General features: G+C 74.7%; 16 protein-coding genes and 1 pseudogene. 12 read left to right on the forward strand and 5 right to left on the reverse strand.

The features are described 5' to 3' along the window. Positions 1-13 precede the first annotated feature (13 nt). A complete protein-coding gene (locus ACF068_RS08750; protein WP_392273453.1) occupies positions 14-706 on the forward strand; it encodes a B3/4 domain-containing protein in 693 nt (230 codons plus the stop codon). Between the two features lie 79 nt (positions 707-785). Here ACF068_RS08750 and ACF068_RS08755 read toward each other — a convergent pair whose 3' ends face one another. After that, entirely contained in the window at positions 786-1,508 is a 723-nt protein-coding gene (locus ACF068_RS08755) for a lysophospholipid acyltransferase family protein (RefSeq protein ID WP_392273454.1), read from the reverse strand. Between the two features lie 171 nt (positions 1,509-1,679). Between ACF068_RS08755 and ACF068_RS08760 the strand changes: the two genes are divergently transcribed. The 6 genes from ACF068_RS08760 (at position 1,680) to ACF068_RS08785 (ending at position 8,241) form a co-directional block, all read left to right on the forward strand. Next, positions 1,680-2,114: a TlpA family protein disulfide reductase gene (locus tag ACF068_RS08760; protein WP_392273455.1), complete on the forward strand. Its 435-nt coding sequence runs from the start codon at positions 1,680-1,682 to the stop codon at positions 2,112-2,114. Positions 2,115-2,393: 279 nt separating this feature from the next. Beyond that, positions 2,394-2,915: a flavin reductase family protein gene (locus ACF068_RS08765; RefSeq protein ID WP_392273456.1), complete on the forward strand. Its 522-nt coding sequence runs from the start codon at positions 2,394-2,396 to the stop codon at positions 2,913-2,915. Positions 2,916-3,104: 189 nt separating this feature from the next. Beyond that, a complete protein-coding gene (locus ACF068_RS08770; protein WP_392273457.1) occupies positions 3,105-3,890 on the forward strand; it encodes an electron transfer flavoprotein subunit beta/FixA family protein in 786 nt (261 codons plus the stop codon). A gap of 59 nt (positions 3,891-3,949) precedes the next feature. Beyond that, positions 3,950-4,912: an electron transfer flavoprotein subunit alpha/FixB family protein gene (locus tag ACF068_RS08775; RefSeq protein ID WP_392273458.1), complete on the forward strand. Its 963-nt coding sequence runs from the start codon at positions 3,950-3,952 to the stop codon at positions 4,910-4,912. 174 nt (positions 4,913-5,086) lie between these two features. Next, the gene (locus ACF068_RS08780; RefSeq protein WP_392273459.1) at positions 5,087-6,385 is read left to right on the forward strand and encodes a DUF6986 family protein; all 1,299 of its coding nucleotides are present in this window, start codon (positions 5,087-5,089) and stop codon (positions 6,383-6,385) included. An 86-nt stretch (positions 6,386-6,471) separates the two neighbouring features. Continuing rightward, positions 6,472-8,241: a protein kinase gene (locus ACF068_RS08785; RefSeq protein ID WP_392273460.1), complete on the forward strand. Its 1,770-nt coding sequence runs from the start codon at positions 6,472-6,474 to the stop codon at positions 8,239-8,241. A gap of 127 nt (positions 8,242-8,368) precedes the next feature. Here the strand turns inward: ACF068_RS08785 and ACF068_RS08790 are convergent, their stop codons facing one another. Further along, the gene (locus ACF068_RS08790) at positions 8,369-9,397 is read right to left on the reverse strand and encodes a LacI family DNA-binding transcriptional regulator (protein WP_392273461.1); all 1,029 of its coding nucleotides are present in this window, start codon (positions 9,395-9,397) and stop codon (positions 8,369-8,371) included. 240 nt (positions 9,398-9,637) lie between these two features. Here ACF068_RS08790 and ACF068_RS08795 point away from each other — a divergent pair, with 240 nt between their 5' ends. Then, positions 9,638-10,594 (forward strand): ROK family protein, encoded by a 957-nt coding sequence (locus tag ACF068_RS08795; protein WP_392273462.1) that lies wholly within the window; start codon positions 9,638-9,640, stop codon positions 10,592-10,594. 179 nt (positions 10,595-10,773) lie between these two features. Here the strand turns inward: ACF068_RS08795 and ACF068_RS08800 are convergent, their stop codons facing one another. Then, positions 10,774-10,992: a hypothetical protein gene (locus ACF068_RS08800; protein ID WP_392273463.1), complete on the reverse strand. Its 219-nt coding sequence runs from the start codon at positions 10,990-10,992 to the stop codon at positions 10,774-10,776. Positions 10,993-11,222: 230 nt separating this feature from the next. Here ACF068_RS08800 and ACF068_RS08805 point away from each other — a divergent pair, with 230 nt between their 5' ends. Next, entirely contained in the window at positions 11,223-12,263 is a 1,041-nt protein-coding gene (locus ACF068_RS08805) for an NUDIX domain-containing protein (protein ID WP_392273464.1), read from the forward strand. Between the two features lie 97 nt (positions 12,264-12,360). On the opposite strand, the gene ACF068_RS08810 is transcribed toward ACF068_RS08805, so the two are convergent. Together ACF068_RS08810 and ACF068_RS08815 are read right to left on the reverse strand one after the other, a co-directional pair. Continuing rightward, positions 12,361-13,086, reverse strand: coding sequence for an MBL fold metallo-hydrolase (locus tag ACF068_RS08810; protein ID WP_392273465.1), 726 nt, complete (start codon positions 13,084-13,086; stop codon positions 12,361-12,363). Between the two features lie 134 nt (positions 13,087-13,220). After that, a complete protein-coding gene (locus tag ACF068_RS08815; protein WP_392273466.1) occupies positions 13,221-14,606 on the reverse strand; it encodes a dipeptidase in 1,386 nt (461 codons plus the stop codon). A gap of 158 nt (positions 14,607-14,764) precedes the next feature. Between ACF068_RS08815 and ACF068_RS08820 the strand changes: the two genes are divergently transcribed. From ACF068_RS08820 to ACF068_RS08830, 3 genes and pseudogenes are all read left to right on the forward strand, one after another. Beyond that, positions 14,765-15,982, forward strand: a complete 1,218-nt coding sequence (locus ACF068_RS08820; RefSeq protein ID WP_392273467.1) for a geranylgeranyl reductase family protein — start codon at positions 14,765-14,767, stop codon at positions 15,980-15,982. A 52-nt stretch (positions 15,983-16,034) separates the two neighbouring features. Further along, positions 16,035-16,451: pseudogene (locus ACF068_RS08825) on the forward strand (alpha/beta fold hydrolase); the annotation flags it as partial. Positions 16,452-16,638: 187 nt separating this feature from the next. Further along, a complete protein-coding gene (locus ACF068_RS08830) occupies positions 16,639-17,004 on the forward strand; it encodes an antibiotic biosynthesis monooxygenase family protein (RefSeq protein ID WP_392273468.1) in 366 nt (121 codons plus the stop codon). Position 17,005: the final 1 nt, after the last annotated feature.

Below are 17,005 nucleotides of genomic sequence, written 5' to 3' on the forward strand. Positions count from 1 at the left end.
GAACGGCCCGACCATGACCCTGACGCTCACCGTCTCCGACGAGGTACGCACGCTCGTCCCCGGCTTCACCCACCTCGCCGTCGAGGCCCGGGGTCTGGTCAACGGGCCCAGCGACGGGACCAGCGCGGCCCTCCTCGACGATGCGGCCCGGCGGCTCGCCGAGCGCCTCGGGGGCCGCGCCCCGCACGAGGACCCGCACATCGCCGCCTGGCGCGCGGCCTACGGCGCCTTCGGCGCCAAGCCGTCCCGTACCCGCAACTCCGCCGAGGCGCTCGCCAGGAGGGCCCTCGCCGACGGTGGCCTGCCCCGGATCAACCGGCTGGTCGACGCCTACAACGCGGTCAGCGTGGCGCACCTCGTCCCGGTCGGCGGCGAGGACGCCGACCGGATCCGCGGCGGGATGCGGCTGGTCCGCGCCACCGGCACGGAGCCGTTCGCCACCGCCGCGGGCGGCGAGGAGGTCACCGAGCACCCGGAGGCCGGCGAGGTGGTCTGGTGCGACGACGAGGGCGTCACCTGCCGGCGCTGGAACTGGCGCCAAGGCGTCCGCACCCGGCTCACCGAGCGGTCGGTGAACGCGCTGTTCCTCCTGGAGGGCCTCGCGCCGCTGACGCGCGGCGAGCTGGAGGCCGCGGGCGCCGAACTGGCCGAATCCCTGGAGAAGCTCAGCCCCGGCGCCTTCGTCACGGTCCGCCCGCCGGTCTGACGCGCCCGTGCGGCGCGCCGGCGCCGGGCCCACGCCGGTCCGGGCCCGCGCCGCCGGACCCGGGCCCCGGGCCGTACCGTCAGCCCGCCTCGCGGACCTCGGCCGGGGTCGGGGCCGTACCGCCGAGGTGCGCCGGGACCCACCAGGTGTCGGCCGCGTCCTTGGGTCGCACCGGGTACGAGCGCTGCGCCGCCTCCAGCAGCTCCTGCACCCGCTCGCGCAGCCTGCGGGTGATCGCGCCCGCGTACTGGTCGGTCGGCGCCTCCACCGGCTCGCCCACCCGGATCGTCACCGGGATGTGGCTGCGCCGGAAGTTGCGCGGCCGCCCCTTGGTCCACAGCCGCTGGGTGCCCCACAGCGCCATCGGGATCAGCGGGACGCCCGCCTCCTGCGCCAGCCGGGCCGCGCCCGACTTGAAGCTCTTGAGCGTGAAGGACTGCGAGATGGTCGCCTCGGGGAAGACCCCGATGATCTCGCCGGCGCGCAGCGACTCCAGCGCGTGGTGGTAGGCGGCCTCGCCCTGCGCGCGGTCCACCGGGATGTGCTTCATGCCCCGCATCAGCGGACCGGAGATCTTGTGCCGGAACACCGAGTCCTTGGCCATGAACCGCACGAGCCGCTTCTGCGGCAGTGCCGCCAGACCGGAGAAGATGAAGTCCAGATAGCTGATGTGGTTGCTCACCAGCACGGCCCCGCCCGTCCGCGGGATGTTCTCCGAACCCTGAGTGTCGATCTTCAGGTCGAGCGCCTTGAACATCGTGAGGGCGGCGCCGATGACCGGCCGATAGACGAGTTCTGCCATCTGGAGGAAGACCCTTCTTCAGTGCCTGGGGAGGGTTCTCCCGGCGGAAGTTACGCAGCCGTAGGTATCCGGCATGGGGCCGATCGTGCACCATGTGCGCCGTACAGGCCAGTCCTGACGACTCCGGACAGCGAGATTCTCGTCACGTCATGTCCGCTCAGGAGCGGTTTCATGCCTGTATCGGGAATCCTGTGCGCCCCCGGTGCGCTGCACCGGGGGATGGACGGACGGCATGGCACGGCTGACGGACGGCACGGCGAGGGACGGGAGAGCGGAGTGCGGGAGGGCGAGGGGCGCGGGCGGGTGCTCGGGGCGGCCGAACTGGGTGCGGAGCTGGGGGAGCGGGCGACGCTCGTGCAGTTCTCCAGCGCCTTCTGCCAGCCGTGCCGCGCGACCCGGCGCACGCTGGCCGAGGTGGCGGGGATGGTCGACGGCGTCGCCCATGTGGAGGTCGACGCGGAGCACAACCTCGGCCTGGTGCGCGACCTCGGCATCGTCCGTACCCCCACCGTGCTGGTGCTCGACGGCCAAGGCCGGATCGTCCGCCTGGCCGCGGGCCAGCCCCGCCGGGCCGACGTCATCGCCGCCCTCGGCCACGCCGTGTGACCCCCGTGCCGCTCCCGCCCGCCCCTCCCGCCCCCGGTGCCGGGGGTGTGACCCGGCGCCCACCGGGTAGCGGGGTGTGACCCGCCGTGACGCACGTCGCACATCCCCGGGCGGCCTTGACTGTGCGGGCTACCGATCGTCAGGCTGACGCCGTGCCCCAGGAACTCCTTCTCCACGGGCGGGCGGACGTCGACCCGGCCCGCGGCGCGAGCGCGCGCTGTCCGGGTGTCTGAGCAGCCACGGACCCCCTCCCCGCGCCCCCCGAAGAAGGAACCACCCATGACGGTCCCGTCCCTCGCCGCCGACCCGGCCCCCCGGGCCGCCCGGCTCGCCACGCCCGACCTGCTCCGCTCCGCCTTCCGGCGCCACGCGGCGGGCGTCGCGGTGATCACCGCGCGGGGGGAGCGCCCCGTCGGCTTCACCGCCACCTCGCTCACCTCGGTGTCCGCCGAGCCCCCGATGATCTCGTTCGGCGTAGGGACGTCCTCCTCGAGCTGGCCGGTCATCGCCGAGTCCGGACACGTCGGCGTGCACGTCCTGGGCGAGCACCAGCGCGACCTCGCGGCCACCTTCGCCCGCAGCGGCGCCGACCGCTTCGCCGCGCCGACGCGCTGGCACACCGGCCCCGAGGGCGTACCGGTCCTGGAGGGTGTGCCGGCCTGGCTGGTGTGCCGGATCGTCGCCCGCGTCCCGGCCGGTGATCACCGCCTGGTGGTGGCCGAGGTCGTCGCCGGCGATCCGGACGGCGCCGGGCGTCCGCTGCTCTACCACGAAGGGCGCTTCAACGCTCTGCGCGACTGAGAAATCCCAGTTACGGAGCGTTGGCAAGGTCACAGTTCAAAGCGCTTGCTTACCGGGAAAGCAATCGGTGTACTGACGAGTAATATTTCGGGAGGGGCGTCCACCGCCCCGAGCGGAAACCGTCCCATCAGGCGCCTATGCTGCGTGCAACAAGGCAGCCCAGTTATGACGATGTGTAGGAGAGCCGGCGTGAGCTTGAGGATCGTTGTCTGTGTGAAGTACGTGCCCGACGCCACCGGCGACCGGCACTTCGCCGATGACCTGACCGTCGACCGCGACGACGTCGACGGCCTGCTGTCGGAGCTGGACGAGTACGCGGTGGAGCAGGCGCTCCAGATCGCCGAGGACGCGGACGACGCGGAGATCACCGTCCTGACCGTCGGCCCCGAGGACGCCAAGGACGCGCTGCGCAAGGCGCTGTCCATGGGCGCCGACAAGGCCGTCCACGTCGAGGACGACGACCTGCACGGCTCCGACGTCATGGCCACGTCGCTGGTGCTCGCCAAGGCGATCGAGAAGACCGGCTACGACCTGGTCATCTGCGGCATGGCGTCCACCGACGGCACCATGGGCGTGCTCCCGGCCATCCTCGCCGAGCGCCTGGGCGTTCCGCAGGTCACGCTGCTCTCCGAGGTCTCGGTCGAGGACGGCACCGTCAAGGGCCGCCGTGACGGCGACACCGCGTCGGAGCAGCTCGAGGCGTCCCTGCCGGCCGTCGTGTCCGTGACGGACCAGTCGGGCGAGGCCCGCTACCCGTCCTTCAAGGGCATCATGGCCGCCAAGAAGAAGCCGGTGGAGTCCCTGGACCTCGAGGACCTGGAGATCGAGGCCGACGAGGTCGGCCTGGAGGGCTCCTGGACCAAGGTCGACTCGGCTGCGGAGCGTCCGGCCCGTACGGCCGGCACGATCGTCAAGGACGAGGGCGAGGGCGGCAAGCAGCTGGCCGAGTTCCTCGCGGGCCAGAAGTTCATCTAAGGCTCGCGCGAGCCACTCACCGCCCCCAGACTCTTCGCATCGCAGGAGATTGAAGTCCCATGGCTGAAGTTCTCGTCTACGTCGACCACGTGGACGGTGCCGTCCGCAAGCCCACGCTGGAGCTGCTGACCCTGGCCCGCCGCATCGGCGAGCCCGTCGCCGTCGCGCTCGGCTCCGGCGCCGAGGCCACCGCCGCCACGCTCGCCGAGCACGGCGCGGTCAAGGTCCTCACCGCCGACGCCCCCGAGTTCGCCGAGTACCTGGTCGTCCCGAAGGTGGACGCGCTCCAGGCCGCGCACGAGGCCGTCTCCCCGGTCGCCGTGCTCGTCCCGTCCTCCGCCGAGGGCAAGGAGGTCGCGGCCCGCCTCGCGGTCCGCATCGGCTCCGGCATCATCACCGACGCCGTCGACCTCGAGGCCGGCGACGAGGGCCCGGTGGCCACGCAGTCCGCGTTCGCCGCCTCCTTCACCACCAAGTCCCGTGTCTCCAAGGGCACCCCGGTCATCACGGTCAAGCCGAACTCGGCTCCCGTGGAGGCCGCCCCGGCCGCGGGCGCCGTCGAGGCCCTGTCCGTCTCGTTCTCCGAGAAGGCCACCGGCACCAAGGTCGTCTCCCGCACCCCGCGCGAGTCGACCGGCCGTCCCGAGCTGACCGAGGCCGCGATCGTGGTCTCCGGCGGCCGCGGTGTCAACGGCGCCGAGAACTTCTCGATCATCGAGGACCTCGCCGACTCCCTCGGTGCCGCCGTCGGCGCCTCCCGCGCCGCCGTCGACGCCGGCTGGTACCCGCACACCAACCAGGTCGGCCAGACCGGCAAGTCGGTCTCCCCGCAGCTCTACATCGCCTCCGGCATCTCGGGTGCGATCCAGCACCGCGCCGGCATGCAGACCTCGAAGACCATCGTGGCCATCAACAAGGACGCCGAGGCCCCGATCTTCGACCTGGTCGACTACGGCGTGGTCGGCGACCTGTTCCAGGTCGTCCCCCAGCTCACCGAGGAGATCAAGTCCCGCAAGGGCTGACCCACGGACGGCCGCGGTCGAACCGCGGCACACGACCGGCTCCGGGGCCGCGCGGTGGATTCCACCGCGCGGCCCCGTGTCGTCGGGGCGACCATTGACGCAGGTCCGGGACACCCATTAACTTCACCATACGGATTGTTGATTCCGTGGAGTGGAAAACTGGAGGGTGTGGGAATGGGTCAGCAGGAGAAGGTGGCGACGAGCCTCACCGGTGCGGTCAGGGAGGGCATCAGCGCCTCCCTCGTCCCGGTCGACGAGGAGCTCGCACGCCGCTACCCGGGCGACCCCGGCACCCGCCAGCCGGTCCACACCGTGTACGTACCCGGCGAGGCCTTCGACGCCGGGACCATCCGCTCCTGGGGCGACCGGGCGCTCGCCATGCTCGACGAGCACGCCCCCGACGCCGCCTCCTTCGCCGCCGTCCTCGGCCTCCCCGACGCGCTCGCCGCCGACGTCCACGCCCGCGTCCGCGCCAAGCTGGAGCGCGAACCCGTCGAGGACCTCCGCGTCGACTTCGAGGACGGCTACGGCGGCAAGGACGGCACGGCCGAGGACACGGACGCCGCCCGCGCCGCCCGGCTCGTCTCCGAGGCGTACGCCGGCGGCACGGCCGCCCCGTACATGGGCATCCGCATGAAGTGCATGGAGGCCGCCGTACGCGACCGGGGCATCCGCACCACCGACGTCTTCCTCAGCGGCCTCATGGAACACGGCGGCCTCCCCGACGGCCTCGTCCTCACCCTCCCCAAGGTCACCTACGCCGAGCAGGTCAGCGCCTTCGTACGACTCCTGGAGGCGTTCGAGAAGGCCCACGGCCTCGACGCCGGCCGCCTCGGCTTCGAGATCCAGATCGAGACCAGCCAGGCCATCCTCGCCCCCGACGGCACCGCCACCGTCGCCCGCATGATCGACGCCGCCGAGGGCCGCGCCACCGGCCTGCACTACGGCACCTTCGACTACAGCGCCTGCCTCGGCGTCTCCGCCGCCCACCAGGCCAGCGACCACCCCGCCGCCGACCACGCCAAGGCGATCATGCAGGTCGCCGCGGCCGGCACCGGCGTACGCGTCTCCGACGGCTCCACCAACGTCCTCCCGGTCGGCACCACCGAGAAGGTCCACGACGCCTGGCGCCTGCACTACGGCCTCACCCGCCGCGCCCTGGCCCGCGCCTACTACCAGGGCTGGGACATGCACCCGGGCCACCTGCCCACCCGGTACGCGGCCGTCTTCGCCTTCTACCGCGAGGGCTTCGAACAGGCCGCCGCCCGCCTGTCGGCCTACGCCAACCACGCCGGCGGCGACGTCATGGACGAGCCCGCCACCGCCAAGGCCCTCAGCTCCTACCTGCTGCGCGGCATCGACTGCGGCGCCCTCGACACCGACGAGGTCGCCCGCCTCACCGGACTGACCCGCGCGGACCTCGACGGCTTCGCCGCCCCGCGCCGAGGCGACCTGACGGCCACCGCCCAGTAGCGGCGGGCGGCCGTCGGGGCCCGTCATCGCTGCCCCGTACCCTGTACGCGTTCGGACGGGAACACGACACAGGGAACGGGGCAGCGGTGTCTTCGGGGGAGAACGAACTGATCGCCGGGCGCTACCGGGTGGTCCGGCAGCTCGGGCGCGGTGGCATGGGCGTCGTCTGGCGCGCCGTCGACGAGGTCCTCGGCCGCGAGGTGGCCGTCAAGGAGCTCCGTACGTTCACGGACTCCTCCGGCCACGAGCTGGCCGATCTGCGGCTGCGGATGCAGCGCGAGGCCCGGGCCGCGGCGCGGGTCCGCCACCCCGGGGTCATCTCCGTCCACGACGTCGCCGACCACATGGGCCGGCCGGTCATCGTCATGGAGTTCGTGGACGGGCCGTCCCTCGACGACGTCCTCGCCGAGCGCGGCGTCATGGACCCGCGCGAGGCCGCCGCGATCGGCGCCAAGGTGCTGGAGGCGCTCGACGCCGCGCACGCGGTCGGCGTGCTCCACCGCGACGTCAAGCCCGGCAACGTCCTGCTGGACCGCGGGGGCCGGGTGGTCCTCACCGACTTCGGCATCGCCGCCATGGACGACCCCGGTGACGGCTCCACCACGCACCTGACCCGCAGCGGCGAGATCGTCGGCTCGCTCGACTACCTCGCCCCGGAGCGCGCCCAGGGCCACCAGCCGGGCCCCGCGTCCGACGTCTGGGCGCTGGGCGCCACGCTCTACGCGGCGGTCGAGGGCGCCTCGCCCTTCCGGCGTACGTCGACGTGGTCCACGCTCACCGCGATCGTGAGCGAGCCGCTGCCCGAACCCCGCCGGGCGGGCGCCCTCGGCCCCGTACTGGGGCTGCTGATGCACAAGGATCCGGCCCGGCGGCCGGACGCGGCGACCGCGGCCGGGCTGCTGGCGGCGGTCGCGGAGGGCCGTGACGCCGGGACGGCCGGCGAAGGGTCGCCCGCTCCGGTGTACGTCCCCACCGAGCGCACCGTCCTGCCCCACCGGCCCCAGGGCTTCGGACCGGCGACCGTGGCACCCCAGGAGTCTCCCGTCCCTCCGCCGGGGGCGCCTGCTACGGTCCCGACGGCCGCGGTGACTCCCCGGGAGCGGGAGCGCGGAGGCCGCGGGAAGCTGCTCGTCGCGGCGGCGACGGCCGCCGTGCTGCTCGCCGGAGGAGGCGTGTCGTACGCCTTCATGGGCGACGAGGAGCCGGCCGTGGCGGCCGGCCGGGAGCCGGCCGGCGGGCGGGCCGACGGCTCCGGCAGCCCGGACCCGGGCCGCGCGCTCGACCCCGGTGCCGGCCCCGCCGCGAGCGGCGGCACGCCCGGCGCCGGTCCCGCCGCCTCCGCGCCGGCGGCCGCGACGTCCGCCACGCCGACGCACGGGACGCCCGCCTCCGGCACCGGCGCGGCCACGGGCGGCGGCAAGGACGCTGCCGACGCGGGCGGTTCGACCGGCTCCGCGGCGGGAACGACGGGGGCCGGCTCGGGTACGGGCACCGGTTCGCGACCGGGCTCCACCGGTGGCACCGCCGGCGACGGCGGGTCCACGACGACCACCGGCGGCGGCGGGGAGCCCGCCCCGGCGTGCCACTCCATCGGCGGCGGCAAGTACGACTGCCAGGTGTGGCGCACCGCCACGTCCTACCGGGCCGACGGCGGCGAGGCCGGCGTCCTCAACGCCGGCACCAACTACTTCTACTGCCAGAGCGACCTGGGCCGCCGTGAGACCTCGGGGGAGTGGACCAACGTGTGGTGGGCCAGGACGGACGACGACAGCGGCAACACCGGCGTGTACATCAGCGACGTCTACATCAAGGGCGGCGCCAACGACCAGCCGGTACCGGGCCTGCCCCTCTGCTGACCCGGCCACCCGCCGGGCCTCACCCGGGCGCGTCGCGATGCCGTGCCCGGCGCCGCGAGGTCATCGCCCGGTTCCGGCCGGTGCGGGCCGGTGCGGGCCGGGCGGGGGCCCGTCGCGAGGCCGTCTCCTACGCGGGCGGGATCTCGCCCGAGCCGCGCGGGATGAGCACCGTGTCCAGGACGGTGCGCGCCGGGGCGTCGTCCGCTCCGTCCAGCCGCCGGAACAGGCGCTCCGCCGCCGTGCGCCCCAGCGCGGCGGCGTCCTGGGCGATCACCGTGATGCCCAGCAGGTCGGCGAGCTCGATGTCGTCGAAGCCGACGAACGCCACCGGCCGCTCGCGCCCGGCCAGCTCCCGCACGGCGGTCACCGTCACCCGGTTGTTTCCGGCGAAGACGGCCGTCACCGGGTCGGGGCCCGCGAGCATCGCGGCCGTGGCCGCCCGTACCCGCTCCGGATCGGTCGGGCCCAGCGACACCCAGGCCTCGTCCACCACCAGGCCCGCGTCCTCCATCGCCGCGCGGTAACCACGCAGCCGCTCGACGGCGGTGTGGATGCGCGGCCGGTCACCGATGAACCCGATCCTGCGGTGCCCGTGCGCGATCAGGTGTTCCACTCCGGCGCGGGCGCCGCCGAAGCTGTCGGACAGCACCACGTCCGCGTCGATCCGCCCGGCCGGCCGGTCCACGAACACCGTCGCGATGCCCGCCCGCATCTCCGGCTCCAGGTAACGGTGGTCCGAACCGGCCGGGATGACGATCAGCCCGTCGACCCGACGGGCGCACAGCGCGAGCGCCAGCTCCTGCTCCCGGTCCGGGTCCTCGGCGCTGGAGCCGTTGATGAGCAGCGCCCCGTGCGCCCGGGCGACCTCCTCCACGGCCCGGCTGAGCGGCCCGTAGAACGGGTCGGCGAGGTCCTCCAGGACCAGCCCGATGGAGGCGGTGCGCCCCTTGCGCAGCACCCGCGCGCTGTCGTTGCGGCGGAAGCCGAGCGCCTCGATGGCCTCCTGGACCCGGCGCTCGGTGTCGGGCGTGACTCCCGCCTCGCCGTTGACCACGCGGGACACGGTCTTGAGCCCGACGCCCGCGCGGGCGGCCACGTCCTTCATGGTGGGCCGGTTGCCGTAGCGGTGGGCGGGGCGGCGGGCGGTCTCGGGCACGGTGCGCTGTCCTGTCGTTCGTCGTCCGTGGTGCGGGTGGGTGTGCAAGGCTGTGGCGTCGAGCATAGGCCCTGGACAACGTTGTCATCGCGGGGGAGACTAGGTGGTCGTTCCTGAACCGTTCTCGAACGGCGCCCCGCGCACGTCCGCCGGCCGCGCCGGTCGCGCCCCGCGCGTCCGCGCCGCGCCGCTTTGGCGCCCGTGCGCATGCTCACGCTCTCACCGGGGGATCCGACACCGATGCATTCCGACCTCGTCGCCGCGCTGGACATCGGCGGCACCAAGATCGCCGGCGCCCTGGTGGACGGTGGCGGCGGCATGCGCCTGCGGGTGCGGCGGCCCACCCCGGCGCGGGAGGGCGCCGAGACGGTGATGGGTGCCGTCGAGGCGGTCCTCGCCGAGCTCTCGGCGTCGCCGCTGTGGCCGGGCGTCACGGCCGTGGGGATCGGCAGCGCGGGACCGGTGGACGCCTCGGCCGGTACGGTCAGCCCCGTCAACGTGCCCGGGTGGCGCGAGTTCCCCTTGGTGGAGCGGGTGCGCCGGGCGGTCGGCGGTCTGCCCGTGGCTCTGGTCGGCGACGGTGTGGCGATGACCGCCGCCGAGCACTGGCAGGGTGCCGCCCGTGGGCACGACAACGCGCTGTGCATGGTGGTCTCCACGGGCGTCGGCGGCGGGCTCGTCCTGGACGGCCGTCTGCATCCGGGACCCACCGGCAACGCCGGTCACATCGGTCACATCAGTGTCGATCTGGACGGTGACCCCTGCCCCTGCGGGGCGCGCGGCTGCGTGGAGCGGATCGCCAGCGGGCCCAACATCGCCCGCCGGGCCCTGGAGAACGGCTGGCGGCCCGGCCCGGACGGTGACACCACGGCCGCCGCGGTGGCCGCGTCGGCCCGCGCCGGGGACCCCGTCGCCACCGCGTCCTTCGAGCGCGCCGCGCGGGCGCTCGCGGCCGGGATCGCGGCCACGGCGACGCTGGTCGAGATCGACATCGCGGTGATCGGCGGGGGCGTCGCGGGCGCGGGCGACGTCCTGTTCGCCCCGCTGCGGCGGGCCCTGCGGGACTACGCCACGTTGTCCTTCGTCCGGCGCCTGACGGTCGCCCCGGCGCTCACCGGTGGCGACGCCGGTCTCCTCGGCGCGGCCGCCGCCGTGACCCCCGCCCGCCCCGCGCCGGCCGCCGGCCTCCCCGCCTGAACCCGGCGGGCGCCGGGCCCGCTACGACGGGGCGCCGCGCCGCGTCCATGAGGGACGGACCGGATCACCGTCCGACGCCGCGCCCTGAGGGAACCGGCGTCACCGCCCGGGGGTTCCGCCCGGGAAGGACCGGCGTCACCGGCCGGGCGCCCCGCCCGGCGGCGACCCGGCCCGCCGGGTCAGTGGGCGGCGGCCGGGGTGCGGTGCCCCGAGCGGTGATCGGCGCGGAGGTCCATGCCGCGCGGCTGCGGGACGACCACCAGGAACGCGTCCGCGTCGATGTCCATCACGACCTCCGCCGCCAGGCCCTCGTCCCGGCGGGCCCGGGCGAACTCCTCGGCCGGCCACGAACCCCGGGGGCCTCCCGCCGGGAACCTCTCCAACACCATGCGTGCCATCGCACACCCCCTGTCCATCACCTGCTCCAACGACACCCCCTGCCGGGCCGTTACGGCCTGTGCGGGTATGTCTTCATACAGTGAGACGTTCCGTATGCCCCGTCGTCGGCGACGGAAGCGCAACAGCCCGGCCACAGTTCCGTCCCCGGCCGGACACCCGCGTGCCCTCGCGGGTTTCCGTGGCAGGGTGTTGCGGGCAAGCCACTGGGGGCTACGGAGGAGGGGGAACCGTGATCGTCTGGATCAACGGTGCGTTCAGCGCCGGCAAGACCAGTGCCGCGCGCGAACTGATCGATCTGATCCCGAACAGCACCGTCTACGACCCCGAGATCGTCGGCGGGGCGCTGCGCCACCTGCTGCCGCAGAAGAGGCTCGCCGAGGTGACCGACTATCAGGACCTGCCGATGTGGCGGCGCATGGTCGTGGACGCGGCGGCCGCGATGCTCGCCGAGGTCGGCGGCGTCCTGGTGGTGCCGATGACGCTGCTGCGCCAGGAGTACCGCGACGAGATCTTCGGCGGGCTCGCCGCCCGTCGCATCGCCGTGCACCATGTGCTGCTGACACCGGACGAAACGATACTGCGCAGCCGTATCGCCGGTCGCGTGGAGTTCGACGACGACCCCGAGGGCGACGAGCGGGTCCGGCAGTGGGCGTACGACCACATCGAGCCCTACCGGGCGGCGCTCGGCGGCTGGCTGGCCGCCGACGCCCACGCCGTCGACAACAGCCGCCTCACCCCCGCCGAGACCGCGCGGACCGTCGCCGACGCGATCCGCACGGGCGCGGCGCCCGCGTGCGGGATCGTGCAGACGCCGGAGCCGACCGGTGAGACCCTCGCCGCCGGCGTCCTCCTCTTCGACGAGCAGGACCGGGTGCTCCTCGTCGACCCCACCTACAAGCCGGGCTGGGAATTCCCCGGAGGCGTGGTCGAACGCGGCGAACCGCCCGCCCGCGCCGGGATGCGGGAGGTCGCCGAGGAGATCGGGCTCCACCTGGACGCCGTGCCCAGACTGCTGCTCGTCGACTGGGAGCCCCCACAACCGCCCGGCTACGGCGGCCTCCGCCTCCTCTTCGACGGCGGCCGGCTCACCGCCGCCCAGGCCGGACGGGTGCTGCTGCCGGGCGCCGAACTGCGCGGCTGGCGGTTCGTCACCGAGGGCGAGGCCTCCGGGATGCTCCCCCCGAACCGCTTCGAACGGCTTCGCTGGGCCCTGCGCGCCCGCGAACGCGGCACGGTGCTGAACCTGGAGGCGGGTGTCCCGGTCGGCTGACGCGCCGGGCTTCCGGCGCGCTCGGCCGGCACACCGGGACGCCGGGGGTGGCCGGCGCTCGGTCGCCTCCGGCCGCCCGGGGCGCCGGCGGGTGACGCTACGGGCGTACGGTGCCGGCGGCGGCGTCCCGGGCCGCCGCCGCGGCCAGTTCCGCCGCCGCCCCGCCGGTCACCGGGTCCCCGTGCCCGCAGCAGAGGGTGTCCGGTGCCAGGCCGGCCAGCCGCCGCACCGACGCCTTGGCGCGCTCCCGGTCCACATGGAACACGCCCAGCGTCACCCGGCCCACCGACGCGACCGTGTCGCCCGTGAACAGCACGCCGTGCCGGGGCAGGTGCACCGCCATCGAACCGTCCGTGTGGCCCGGTGTGTGGACCGCCACCGCCCCGTCGCCGAACCCGAGCCCGTCCCCGTCCTCGACCTCCCGGTCCACCCGGGTGGGCGGCGCGACCGGGACGGTCAGCCCGTGCTCGTACAGCGGCACCTCCCAGTCGAGGAGTACGGGGTCGGGGACCGGCGCCTCGCCCCGGACGACCGGGGCGTCCAGGGCGTGCGCCAGCACCTCGGCGCCGTACCGCGAAGCCAGTTCCTCCGCCGCGCCCACGTGATCCCCGTGGCCATGGGTGAGCACGATCCGGCGCAGGCCCTCGGGGACCAGGCCCCGGCTCCGTAGCGCCGCCGCGATGAGGGGTGCCGTGCCGGCCCAGCCGGCGTCGATCAGCGTCAGGTCGTCGTCCCCGTCCACCCACACGTACGCCTGCCCCACGGGGAAGCGCAGCATGAGCAGCCGGGGCCGTACCTCGAGGACGTCCACGTTAACGATCATGCGGCGAGCGTAGGCACCCGCGGCCGCCCGGGGCCGTCCGCTCTGCCGTCGGCAGATCCGCCGAGGGCGGATCCGCCGCCAGCGGATCCGGCCGCCGGCCGAACGCCCCGGTCCCGGTCGGCCCGCGCTCCCGCTCAGCCCCGCCCGGCGGCCGCGTAGTTCACCAGGAACAGCGCCTCCGCGACCGACATGCGCTCCAGTTCGTCCGGCGACACGCTCTCGTTCACCGCGTGGATCTGCGCCTCGGGCTCACTCAGCCCGATCAGCAGGATCTCGCTGTCCGGGTACAGCGCCGCCAGCGTGTTGCAGAGCGGGATCGACCCGCCCATGCCGGCGATCTGCATCTCCTGGCCCGGGTAGGCCGCCCCCAGCGCCTCGGCCATCGAGGTGTACGCCGGGCTCGTGACGTCCGCCCGGAAGGGCTGGCCCTGCCCCACCTGCTCCACCGTCACCCGCGCGCCCCACGGGGTGTGCGCCTCCAGGTGGGCGGTCAGCAGCTTCGTCGCCTCCGCCGCGTCCTGGCCCGGTGGCACGCGCAGGCTCACCTGCGCCCGCGCGGTGGCATGCACGGACGGGGTGGCGCCGACGACCGGCGGGCAGTCGATGCCCATGACGGTGACAGCCGGGCGCGCCCACAGCCGGTCGCCGACCGCACCGTGACCGATGAGCCCGACCCCGTCGAGCACCTTGGCGTCCTTGCGGAAGTCCTTCTCCGGGTACTGGAGGCCCTGCCACGCGCCGTCGGCCGCCAGCCCGTCCACGGTGGTGGAGCCGTCCTCGGCGCGCAGCGAGTCCAGTACGCGGATCAGCGCCGCCAGCGCGTCCGGCGCCGCCCCGCCGAACAGCCCCGAGTGCAGGTTGCCCTGGAGGGTGTCCACCGTGACGCGCACCATCGTCATCCCGCGCAGCGTCGCTGTCACGGTCGGCAGGCCCGCCCGGAAGTTCCCGGCGTCGCCGATCACGATCGCGTCCGCCGCCAGCAGCTCGGGGTGCGCCTCCGCGTACCGCTCCAGGCCGCCGGTGCCCTGCTCCTCCGACCCCTCGGCGATGACCTTGACGCCGACCGGTACCCCGCCGTTCGCCTTGAGGGCGCGCAGCGCGAGCAGGTGCATGATGAACCCGCCCTTGCAGTCGGCGGCGCCGCGCCCGTACCAGCGGCCGTCCTCCCGCTCGGTCAGCTCGAACGGCGGAGTGTCCCAGCCGGCCGGGTCCAGCGGGGGCTGCACGTCGTAGTGCGCGTACAACAGGACCGTCGGCGCGCCCTCGGGGCCGGGCAGGTAGCCGTACACCGCCTGCGAGCCGTCCGGGGTGTCGATCACCGACACGTCCTGGAAGTCCTCCGCCCGCAGCGCGTCGGCCACCCAGGCCGCGGCCGCGCGGCACTCGCTCGGCGGGAACTGGGCCGGGTCCGCCACCGACTGGAAGGCCACCAGTTCCGTCAGCTCCGCCTTGGCGCGGGGCATCAGGGAGGCGACGGTCTCGGCGATCGGTGCGATCGGCCGGGTCGGCTGGGCGGTCATGGGCACGCTCCTGGTGGGTGCGACGGCGGGTCGGGCGTTGCGTGTCGATGTACGGCGAACGCGCGTCCGATCCTCCCACAGGGGCCCCGGACGGCCCGCGCCGTAGGATGCGATCACAAGCATGGGCCATGGGTCGGGATCAGGAGCAGAAGCACATCGTGAGCAGCGAGAACGCAGACGCCGGTAACGAGAACTCCGCGCCGGTGTGGGATGTCGTCGTGGTCGGCGCGGGACCGGCGGGAGCGTCCGCGGCGTACGCGGCGGCCGTCGCGGGCCGCAGGGTGCTGCTGCTGGAGAAGGCGGACCTGCCGCGCTACAAGACGTGCGGCGGGGGCATCATCGGCCCGTCGCGCGACGCCCTGCCGCCGGGGTTCGAACTGCCGTTGCAGGACCGGGTGCACGCGGTCACCTTCTCGCTGAACGGCCGGTTCGCCCGGACGCGGCGCTCGAAGCGGATGCTGTTCGGGCTGGTCAACCGGCCCGAGTTCGACGCGGGGCTGGTCGAGCAGGCGCAGAAGGCGGGCGCCGAGCTGCGCACGGGCGCGACCGTGTCGCGCGTCGAGCAGCACGGCACGGCGGTACCGGACCGGCGCACGGTCGCCGTGGTGCTGGCCGACGGCGAGGTCGTGCTCGCCCGGGCGGTCGTGGGCGCGGACGGCAGTGCCAGCCGGATAGGGGCGCACGTCGGGGTGAAGACGGACCAGGTCGACCTCGGCCTGGAGGCGGAGATCCCGGTTCCGGCCACGGTCGCGGAGGACTGGGCGGGGCGGGTGCTCATCGACTGGGGGCCGATGCCCGGCAGCTACGGCTGGGTGTTCCCCAAGGGCGACACGCTGACCGTGGGCGTCATCTCGGCGCGCGGTGAGGGGTCGGCCACCAAGCGGTACCTGGAGGACTTCATCGCCCGGCTGGGGCTGGCCGGGTTCGAGCCCGCCATCTCGTCGGGGCACCTGACGCGGTGCCGCAGCGACGACTCGCCGCTGTCCCGCGGGCGGGTGCTGGTCTGCGGCGACGCGGCCGGGCTGCTGGAGCCGTGGACCCGCGAGGGCATCTCCTTCGCGCTGAGGTCCGGGCGGCTGGCGGGGGAGTGGGCGGTACGGATCGCCGAGGCGGGCGACGCCGTGGACGCCCGGCGCCAGGCGCTGAACTACGCGTTCGCCATCAAGGCGGGCCTGGGCGTGGAGATGGCGGTCGGGCGGCGGATGCTCGCCATGTTCGAGAAGCGGCCGGGCCTCCTGCACGCGACGATCACCGGCTTCCGGCCCGCGTGGCGGGCGTTCGCCGACATCACCCGGGGCGTCACCACCCTGGGAGGGCTCGTCCGCGGCTCGTCCCTCGCCCGCCGCGCCCTGGACGCCCTGGACCGCCGGCTGTAGACCCGCTGCCCGCCGCCCACGGGCGGCGGGCCCGCCGGCCCGGGCCCCGGTGACGTCCGCCGGCGCCCCGCACGGCGTCGAGCGCGGCCCGGAGGTGCGCCGGGCCCTCACCCAGCCGGATGCCGACGCGGCCCGCCGCGCCCTGCTGGAGCTGATGTACACGCCCGCCTGGCTGGACGCCCACCCGGGCCGTACGTTCCACACGCTCGGCGACCCGGCGATGCCCGCCCACGCCCGCCGCCGCCACCTGCGGGCCAGCGCCCGCCACGACGCCTGGGACGCCCTGCCCCGCATCGCCGCGCCGACCCTCGTCGTCCACGGCACCGACGACACGTTCAACCCGGCGGCCAACGCCCCCCTGCTCGCCGGCCGCATCCCGGGCGCCCGGCTGCACCTCCTGCCGGGGGCGCGGCACGCCTACTTCGAGGAGTTCGCCGGCACCGCCACCCCTCTGGTGCTCGACTTCCTCGGCGGGACCGGGCGCGCGAGCCGCGTGACGGCGGGAGGCGGGCAGCCCCCGCCACGGCCGGGCAAGGCCGCGTGGTTAGGGTGGGGTGACCGTGTTCAACTCGTCGTGCCGACCGGTGAGTTACGGGCCACCGGCCTGCCCGGGCCGGTGACCGTCCGGCGCGCGGCGGCCCCTCCTGGAGGCCACCATGACCGCAGACCGCACCTCCGACGCCACCCCCGGCTCCTCCGTCACCTTCATCAACGTCTTCGAGATCGACGCCGACCAGGTCGACGCCTTCGTCGCCCAGTGGGAGCGGCGCGCCGCCCTCATGAGCGCCAAGCCCGGCTTCCTCGACTCCCGCCTGCACCGGGCCCGTTCGGCCGGGGCGAGGTTCCAGCTCGTCAACGTCTCCCACTGGGAGAGCCGGGAGGCCTGGGAGGCCGCGACCGCGGACACCGAGTTCCAGGAGCGCACCCGCGCCGCCCGTGAGGACGCGCCGGCGCCGATCACGCCGAACCCGGGTCTCTACGACGTGGCCGTCGAGTTCACCGCCGTGACGAAGCCCGCGTGAC

The sequence above is a fragment of the Streptomyces sp. NPDC016309 genome (genome assembly GCF_043077235.1).
Taxonomy (GTDB): Bacteria; Actinomycetota; Actinomycetes; order Streptomycetales; family Streptomycetaceae; genus Streptomyces.

What these genes read in the sequence shown, in the direction of transcription:
- ACF068_RS08780 (WP_392273459.1), top strand. Translation starts at nt 5,087, where the DNA reads ATGGGTCAGCAGGAGAAGGTGGCGACGAGCCTCACCGGTGCGGTCAGG.
- ACF068_RS08765 (WP_392273456.1), top strand. Translation starts at nt 2,394, where the DNA reads ATGACGGTCCCGTCCCTCGCCGCCGACCCGGCCCCCCGGGCCGCCCGG.
- ACF068_RS08815 (WP_392273466.1), bottom strand. Translation starts at nt 14,606, where the DNA reads ATGACCGCCCAGCCGACCCGGCCGATCGCACCGATCGCCGAGACCGTC.
- ACF068_RS08760 (WP_392273455.1), top strand. Translation starts at nt 1,680, where the DNA reads ATGCCTGTATCGGGAATCCTGTGCGCCCCCGGTGCGCTGCACCGGGGG.
- ACF068_RS08750 (WP_392273453.1), top strand. Translation starts at nt 14, where the DNA reads ATGACCCTGACGCTCACCGTCTCCGACGAGGTACGCACGCTCGTCCCC.
- ACF068_RS08755 (WP_392273454.1), bottom strand. Translation starts at nt 1,508, where the DNA reads ATGGCAGAACTCGTCTATCGGCCGGTCATCGGCGCCGCCCTCACGATG.
- ACF068_RS08795 (WP_392273462.1), top strand. Translation starts at nt 9,638, where the DNA reads ATGCATTCCGACCTCGTCGCCGCGCTGGACATCGGCGGCACCAAGATC.
- ACF068_RS08775 (WP_392273458.1), top strand. Translation starts at nt 3,950, where the DNA reads ATGGCTGAAGTTCTCGTCTACGTCGACCACGTGGACGGTGCCGTCCGC.
- ACF068_RS08830 (WP_392273468.1), top strand. Translation starts at nt 16,639, where the DNA reads ATGACCGCAGACCGCACCTCCGACGCCACCCCCGGCTCCTCCGTCACC.
- ACF068_RS08800 (WP_392273463.1), bottom strand. Translation starts at nt 10,992, where the DNA reads ATGGCACGCATGGTGTTGGAGAGGTTCCCGGCGGGAGGCCCCCGGGGT.
- ACF068_RS08810 (WP_392273465.1), bottom strand. Translation starts at nt 13,086, where the DNA reads ATGATCGTTAACGTGGACGTCCTCGAGGTACGGCCCCGGCTGCTCATG.